General features: G+C 41.6%; 7 protein-coding genes and 1 pseudogene. 1 reads left to right on the forward strand and 7 read right to left on the reverse strand.

What is annotated here, in order from left to right; translation table 11 throughout:
• The coding region (locus BGI33_RS07160) for a helix-turn-helix domain-containing protein (protein ID WP_144235394.1) at positions 1-545 on the reverse strand (545 nt) is incomplete at its 3' end.
• 58 nt (positions 546-603) lie between these two features.
• On the opposite strand from BGI33_RS07160, the pseudogene BGI33_RS07165 reads away from it, so the two are divergent.
• Positions 604-1,527: pseudogene (locus tag BGI33_RS07165) on the forward strand (TonB-dependent receptor domain-containing protein); the annotation flags it as partial.
• Positions 1,528-1,612: 85 nt separating this feature from the next.
• Here the strand turns inward: BGI33_RS07165 and BGI33_RS07170 are convergent.
• From BGI33_RS07170 to BGI33_RS07195, 6 genes are all read right to left on the reverse strand, one after another.
• A complete protein-coding gene (locus BGI33_RS07170; RefSeq protein ID WP_218965160.1) occupies positions 1,613-2,713 on the reverse strand; it encodes a Tim44 domain-containing protein in 1,101 nt (366 codons plus the stop codon).
• 496 nt (positions 2,714-3,209) lie between these two features.
• Positions 3,210-3,851 (reverse strand): trimeric intracellular cation channel family protein, encoded by a 642-nt coding sequence (locus BGI33_RS07175; protein WP_100090578.1) that lies wholly within the window; start codon positions 3,849-3,851, stop codon positions 3,210-3,212.
• A gap of 1 nt (position 3,852) precedes the next feature.
• Positions 3,853-4,551, reverse strand: a complete 699-nt coding sequence (locus BGI33_RS07180; protein WP_100090579.1) for a 16S rRNA pseudouridine(516) synthase — start codon at positions 4,549-4,551, stop codon at positions 3,853-3,855.
• Positions 4,552-4,590: 39 nt separating this feature from the next.
• Complete coding sequence (locus tag BGI33_RS07185; protein WP_100090580.1) at positions 4,591-6,048, reverse strand: sodium:proton antiporter; 1,458 nt, start codon at positions 6,046-6,048, stop codon at positions 4,591-4,593.
• 224 nt (positions 6,049-6,272) lie between these two features.
• Positions 6,273-6,848, reverse strand: coding sequence for a DUF1415 domain-containing protein (locus tag BGI33_RS07190; RefSeq protein ID WP_100090581.1), 576 nt, complete (start codon positions 6,846-6,848; stop codon positions 6,273-6,275).
• 100 nt (positions 6,849-6,948) lie between these two features.
• Complete coding sequence (locus BGI33_RS07195) at positions 6,949-7,434, reverse strand: Lrp/AsnC family transcriptional regulator (protein WP_100090582.1); 486 nt, start codon at positions 7,432-7,434, stop codon at positions 6,949-6,951.
• Positions 7,435-7,816: the final 382 nt, after the last annotated feature.

The raw sequence follows: 7,816 nt of genomic DNA on the forward strand, positions 1-7,816 counted from the left end.
ATTTTCCCAATCCCTTTAATATGACCAACATAATATGTATCTTGTGCGCATAAGTATCCAGGATGCTGGGTCTCAATTTCACCCTGTGCCTCTCGCGCTGCTTTCGCTTTCTCTAAAGCCTGTAGCTGGCTTTCTGTTAACACAAGCCCTTCCTGAGCTACTTTTGTTTCCAGAGCGATCAGTCTTTTTTTGAAGCTTTCTAAATCGTGGCGTAACCAGATTGAACGTACACCACTGCCAGAGACCATTATTCCTTGCAGACGTAGCTGATTAGCAACCCGATGTTGGCCATAAGCTGGAAATTCATAAGCCATATTAACTACAGCCTGCTCAATATGAGGCTCTACGCGATTTTTCTCTATAGGTTTTTTGCGACTTATTTCCTGAAGAGCTAATTCTCCGCCCTGTTCATAGAGTTTTTTGAAGCGATAATAGCTGTCGCGACTATACCCCAAGACTTTACAGGCTTGCTGAACGTTACCTAACTGTTTAGCGAGTTCTAAAAGTCCTAATTTAGGTTTAATTATTTTTGCAGATTGATTCATTACTGACACTCCATTGTTGGTTTAAAATACACTAAATGTCAGATTAAATAAAGACTACTACAATTTAGATCCGTATATGCAGTTTTCCTGGCGTTTTCTGCCTAAATGGCATTTAGATGGTGGCTTGCGCTATAGTGATGTGCATTTTAAGTCGCAAGACCATTATCTGGCTAATGGTGATGATAGCGGTAATCTGCGTTACCATAAATTACTACCCAGTATTGCTCTGAGCTGGAATTTCCGTGATGATGCGGCTGCGTATATTGCTTATGGCAAGGGTTTTGAAACGCCCACTTTTACTGAAATGGCGTATCGACCTGATGCTCAGGCCGGTTTTAATCTCAACCTTAAGCCTTCTAGTAATAACACGGTGGAGGCAGGGCTGAAATTTGACCAGCAATGGGGGGTGTTTTCAGCGACAGTTTTTCACACTGAAACCCATAATGATATTGTTTCTGCAGTGTCAGCTGGCGGCCGCAGTACTTTTCGTAATGCTGACCGAACCAAAAGATATGGCGCTGAATTGGACTGGCAAAAGACGTTGTGGCAGGATTTACAGGCGCGAGCCAGTTATTCATATGTTGATGCCAAATTTGACAGTGATATACCGGTTTTGGGTAAGGCTGTAGCTGTCCGCAAAGGAAATAAAATTCCTGGCGTGGCTCAAAACCAGCTCTATTTCGGTTTGCAATGGCAGCCGCAGCAGGGATGGCTGGGGGGAATGGATATTCGCTATATGGATAAAATATACGTGAATGACAACAATAGTGATTACGCATCTGCCTATGCTCTGGTATCGACCAATATTGGTTATGAATGGGTTCATCGAGGGTGGACACTAAGTAGTTATGCACGCATTGATAATTTGTTTAATCGGCGTTATGCAGGTTCTGTAATTGTAAATGACAGTAATGGGCGTTATTTTGAACCCTCGCCTAAACGTGCTTTCAGTACAGGTATTAATATCCGCAAAGCTTTCTGATGTAAACAAAAAGCACTGATTGAATCAGTGCTTTTTGTTTGGTAGTAGCATAACAGAATATTGGTAATCTACCGGTAGAGAATAATTAATCCTGCTGAATGCCGGCGATTAACCAGTCTTGCTGGCTGCCTACAGGTTTGACAAAATGCCATACTTCGCTGAATGGTTGCTGTGCACTGCCCAGCTCCTCACTTACTAAACCGCTAAAGCGAACGCTGGCAATGTACTGGCCGTTTTCCTGAGTACTGTCTACAAGATCGGCATTTAGATCACTAAATTCGGCAGTATCCTGATTGTTGATAATATCATTACGGATATCAGCAAACATATCTGGTGTAAAGTAACGGCGGATTTCTTCCAGATTGGAAGCATTATTCATTGATTGCACATGATTAAAGCGCTGGCGGGCAAAGCGCAGGAATGCCTCCAGATTACTTCCGTCTGCCATACCTGACATGTTGGTTTGCATCGTATTGCCATTAGCAGCAAGATTCTGACCAAATATATTGGTACGACTACTATTGCTGTTATTATTGAGAGAAGTGAAATCACTGGAATTCTGATGATTACTGTAAGGTGTATTTGCCTGATTATTTTTTTTGCTGGCAAAACGGCGATACAGATAAAAACCACCAAGTGCGATAATCAGTAACCATATCCAGCTAAACCCGCTTTTACGTTGTGGTTGTGCCAATTGCTGATCGGCATTAGCAGAAGGGTTAACTGCTGCATCACCAGTATTGGAATCGTTGTAATTGGCTTCAGTGCTTGCTGCCGGCGCACCTGGTTGCTGCTGATTATGGTTAGCCATTGCATGGCCAGCCAGTGCACCAATAGCAGCACCAGCTACGCCCGCACCGATTATCCGGCCTGTGCTGTTTCCACGTGACTGGGATTGGTTGGAATAACTATTCTGATTGCTGTTGCGATAGTCGCTACGTCCTGAATTAGAATAAGAGCGCGACATGCCCGCATTATTACCCCCGCCAAGCCGGCTTGAGGAGGAATTGGCATAGTTGCTGCGGCTGGATTGATAAGATGGGCTATTGTTGTATGAGCTGGAATAGTTAGAACGCGACATACCGCGATTACTACCGCCACCAACTCGTTTGGCTTCAGCTAGTGGACTCAGAGTCAGGCTGAGAATAACCGCAGAAGCAATATAACGTAATTTTCGATTGTCCATCACTTGGATACTTCCATATCTAATATGTTAAAACTAACTTTACTGTACATAGCGCTGAAAAATAAGATTTCAAGCAAAAAAATACTCCTTATTTAAGCTATTTTACGGTTTCATGGTTGCTTTTGCGATTAAAAATACACATTTTGTATGTAAAAAATTTATTCATTGAGTGCGGTATAAAAGTGATTATTGTTTGAACCTTGGCAGAAATACAGTAAAAAATTTTACTGACAATGATAGAGTAATATGGATAACTATTTGTTTATTAATATAGGCAGGTAAAATTGTTTTCAAAAATATAGTTTAGCCGATATAAATTTAGGATAAAAAGAACCCTCTGTGCCAAGGGGAGAAGCAGCAGAGGGCCAAAATAACGTTTCGACAAGAGAATACTGGAAAAGCTTTTTAAATCTTTGTGTTATACGCTTGTTATTGCGTATGGACATTATCTTAATGACTTAGACTGTTTTTTGCAGCGAAAGTTCTTATAGTTTTGTTATATTTTGTAATTTTTCTTCTTTTGAAATCCCGGCAGAGTAAAGTTGTAATGATAAGCGAGTAAACGGCTTAGTACCCCGCTGATAAACAGCAGGTTAATACTCCATGGCGTAACCATTTTCCAGTGATCCAGCAGACATAATAGTAGGCCGAGTAAAATGGCAATCGTGCCGTAGATATCACTGCGCAGAATAATGGGCACTTCATTGACCAGAATATCGCGCAGGATGCCGCCACCTACCGCGGTTACAAATGCCAGTGTAACCACGCCAAACCAGTTTAATTCCAGCGCCAGCCCAACCTGCGCACCAGTTAAACTAAACGCCGCCAATCCCAGTGCGTCGGCTACCACAAACCATATGGCCAGAGCTCGATGACGCTGATATTGTAAATGAAACACCCATGACAATAAAAGTGTAATAAATATAGTCCACAATGCTGTATTGCTTTTAAAAATCATGGGAATATGACCAACCAGAGCATCGCGCATCATCCCGCCACCTACCGCAGTAAGCAAAGCCACAATCACTACACCAAGAATATCCAGTCTTTTACGAAAACCAACCAGATAGCCAGACACAGCAAATGCAACTGTTCCTATGATGTTAATCAGTTGGAAAATAAGATCAGTATTGTGCATGTTACATTTGGTCAGATTCTGGTTGAAAAAAACGCCAGCCACCGATGGGTAAATCGTCAGCCTGCCATGAACCAAAGGCGCAGCGATGTAAGGCAATAACACGGTTACCGGCAGCGGCAACCATGCGTTTAACCTGATGGTATTTACCTGATGTGATGGTTAGCAGCAGAGTATGGGCGTCGATTAGTTCGGCAGCTTCAGCTTGTACTGTTTCATTATCGTCATGTAACAGTACCCCGTTTTTTAAAACAGTACACAGCTTGTCGTCTGCCGCATGCTTCAAATTAACCCGATAAATTTTTGGCAGCTTGTGCTTGGGGGAAGTACAGCGATGATTAAACTGGCCGTCATTAGTCAGAATCAGCACGCCAGTTGTGTCTGCATCGAGCCGGCCGACAGCCTGCATATCAAGGTGGCGCAAGGGTTCTGGCAATAAACTGAAAACACTTGGATAATACTGCGGCTTATGTGAAGTTTCATAATCGGCTGGTTTATGCAAGAGAATATAAAAATGGGGAAGAGGTACCGGTGTCAGATTTACATCATCAATTTTCAGGCTACTCACAGTCTGTGGATCAATATCCATGCGTGTATCAGTACAGACCATATCATTAATTTGTACGGCAGCATCGGCAATTAATGCCTGACATTGCTTGCGACTGCCCAAACCCTGTGCTTGCAGGTATTTTAATAATTGCATAACTAATCGACCTAATTGGCTGCTTATCTTCCAAATAAATTAAAAAAACAGTAATGTATCCAGCAAAAATAGCGGGATAAGCATAACTGCAGACCATACCATGTAGCCAAAAAAGCCTGGCATGGTAATACATTGTTGCTCGGCAATGGCTTTTATCATGAGATTGGGTGCATTACCAATATAACTGAGCGCGCCCATAAATACTGACCCCATGGAAATAGCCAGTAATGTTTTAGGAAAGTACTGCATTAGTAGCCCTGCATCACCACCGGCAAGATTAAAAAACACCAGATAGGTCGGCGCATTATCCAGAAAGCCCGACAATAACCCGCTCATCCAGAAATAGAGTGCATTTACCGGTTCACCATTGTGCTGAATCAGTTGTACCAGTGCCCGAAAATTGCCCGCTACGCCTAGTTGCAGTATCGCCATCACGGGTACAATGGTAATGAAAATCCCGATAAACAGTTTAGCCACTTCCCGCATCGGCGCCCAATTGAAGTCATTTTGCTGACGCAACTTGGGTGGTGTTAATTTCAGTCCACATAAGGTAATTATTAGCAGTAAACCATCACGTAACCATGCGAGCAGACTAATCTCAATTCCGTAAACATGCCACACAGGTGTATTTTTGCATATGCCTGAAAACAGGATTACGCCTGTTACGGCAAGCAATAGCACCAGATTAGCCTTGCCCTGAATAGTTAACGAGGGTGTGGTTTGTTGTGCTACCAATGTGGCTTTTGGTTCATGGTGCCATAAATAGGAATCAATACAAAAGAATAGCAACAGTAAAATCAGAGTATTAACCAGTACTGGTAATAACATATGGCCTAAGGTCCATTGAAAACCAACGCCTTTCAGAAAGCCCAGAAATAGCGGCGGATCGCCAAGTGGCGTTAATCCGCCACCAATATTAGCTACCAGAAAAATAAAAAATACGACAACATGAGTACGATGATGCCGTTGTGCGTTGGCACGCAATAATGGCCGGATAAGCAGCATGGCTGCGCCGGTTGTTCCCATCAGGCCAGCCAGCAACGTACCTGTAGCCAGAAGTGAAACATTCAGTCTGACACTGCCAGTGCCAATGTTCTGAATTACAATGCCGCCAGACAGGGTATATAACGCCAGCAACAAAAGTATAAAAGGAATATATTCCTCTAGTAACGCATGTACTGTGAGAGAAATACTGGTTGATACACCATAGTGCCAGCTTAGAGGCAGCAGAAATAAACCACACCAGAGAGTAATAATTTTACCGCTATGTGAATGCCATAGATTTGGCAGCAGAATTGGGCACACAGCAATGGATAGCAGCGTACCGGCAAAGGGAATACACCACCACAGGCTTAATTCTCTAACAGGCAGACTGGCAGCCAGCGCAGGTAAGGGAGTAGAAATACAGATGACTACGGCTATCAACTGTAATATTTGACCATTCTGGCGTAACAATGAAATGGCTGGCTGTAAATAATGAGATTTAACCGGCGGCATTCTATATTCTATTTTATTTAAACAGCAGTGATTTTAACAATAAAACCATACAAGGTTGAAGAATTGCTTGCTGGTTTGAATAGCTGTTATTGAAGATGATTGAGGGCTAAGGGTATTATGTTATTAGCTACACTTTATAAATGTAAAAATATAAGTTGCTGTGATTTTGTAGATAAGTAAATATTCGACCAAAGCCTGATGTGTTCTTGTGCTACAGCTTAATGCTATTTTTGTTTTCGCATCGGATATTCTATTCCCAACTTTGCCCAGCCTTCAGCACCCATCTGGCGTAATAGTGCTTTATTGCGTTCATAAATGGTTGCAGCGTCAGGAAATGCGGCAACAGCCTGATCAATACTGCTTTCCCGAATCAGGTGCAAAATAGGATAGGGACTGCGATTAGTATAATTACTGATGTCATTATGTGGTTCATCGGCAAATTGAAAATCAGGGTGGAAGGGGGCTATCTGTATGGTGCCATCTGCATTAACATCCTGTAGTACCTGCTCTGCTAGTGTTGCCGCATCCAGAAAAACATCAAAATCAGTGAATAGTTGTGGCTCAATTACTAAAGTGGTTTCAATTTCAATTGCTGGGGTTTGCAGCAACAGCAGGATTTCCTGTTCGAGTAATTCGAGAAATGCATCCAGATGTCTGGCATGACTAAGTGTAAATCGAAGCCTGTTTAAATTGTAGGGCTTTCGGGCAAATGGGCAAAGATTCAGGCCGATAACAGCCTGTTCCAGCCAGTGGCGACAGGCTGCAATAATATTTTCATCAGCATTAGAAATTACAGTCATAAACCCTTATTGCGCCTGAGATTGCAGATACAGCAGTCTGGCTTGAATCGATGAATGGATAAAATTGCTATCAATCATGCTATTGCGCTTCTTATTGCTGCTATTGGCTGATATCCAAATGCTCTAGCGGTAATGAAGTAGTAGCCTTGATTTCTTTTAACACAAAACTGGATCTGGCATCTTCCACTCCAGGTGTGGCCAATAGTGTTTCAAGTACAAAATAGGAAAAAGCATTCATATCGGAGAAAAATGCCTGAAGAATATAATCTGTTTCGCCGGTAAGTGCAAAACAGTTTAACACTTGTGGCCAATGTTGCACTGCCAGAGTAAATTCATCTCGGGATTGCTTGCTTTTATTAACACGTACACGGATAAATGCCTGTAAACCAAGTGCAACATTACACGGGTCTAGCAGGGCTGCATAGCGGCGGATAATACCAGATTCTTCCAGTTGTTTTAACCGGCGCAAACAAGGCGAGGGCGATAAAGCTACTCGTTCGGATAGTTCAACGTTGCTAAGACGACCGTTGTCTTGTAAAACTTGCAGGATTTTAAGGTCGGTTTTATCTAAAAAACTTATTGCCATAATGCAAGGATCCTGGGATTTACTACCGCGTTAATGCTACTGGCGGAGATAAATAAATAAAGTAGGTTTATATTGTAAAATTGCACATAATTACAAAAATCAATGTTATTTTGACATTAATCTAAATTTAATACTAGTTATTCTAAATGATTTTTGTTTATCTAGCTCTCTTAATTAGATAAAAGTTGCTGATAACAATCTGTTTTCACTGGAAATACATATTCCATTTTAAAGTTGTACAGCATTGATGCTCTAACTTGTTTTCAGTTTACACTGAAAACAAGTACCAAAAGCAATTATTAAAATAATATTATTTAAGATAGCAATTAAATATAGCTATATCAGCTATACATATAAATTATTCAAATTATTGAATTATATA

The sequence above is a fragment of the Snodgrassella alvi genome, assembly GCF_002777425.1.
Lineage (GTDB): Bacteria > Pseudomonadota > Gammaproteobacteria > Burkholderiales > Neisseriaceae > Snodgrassella > Snodgrassella alvi_B.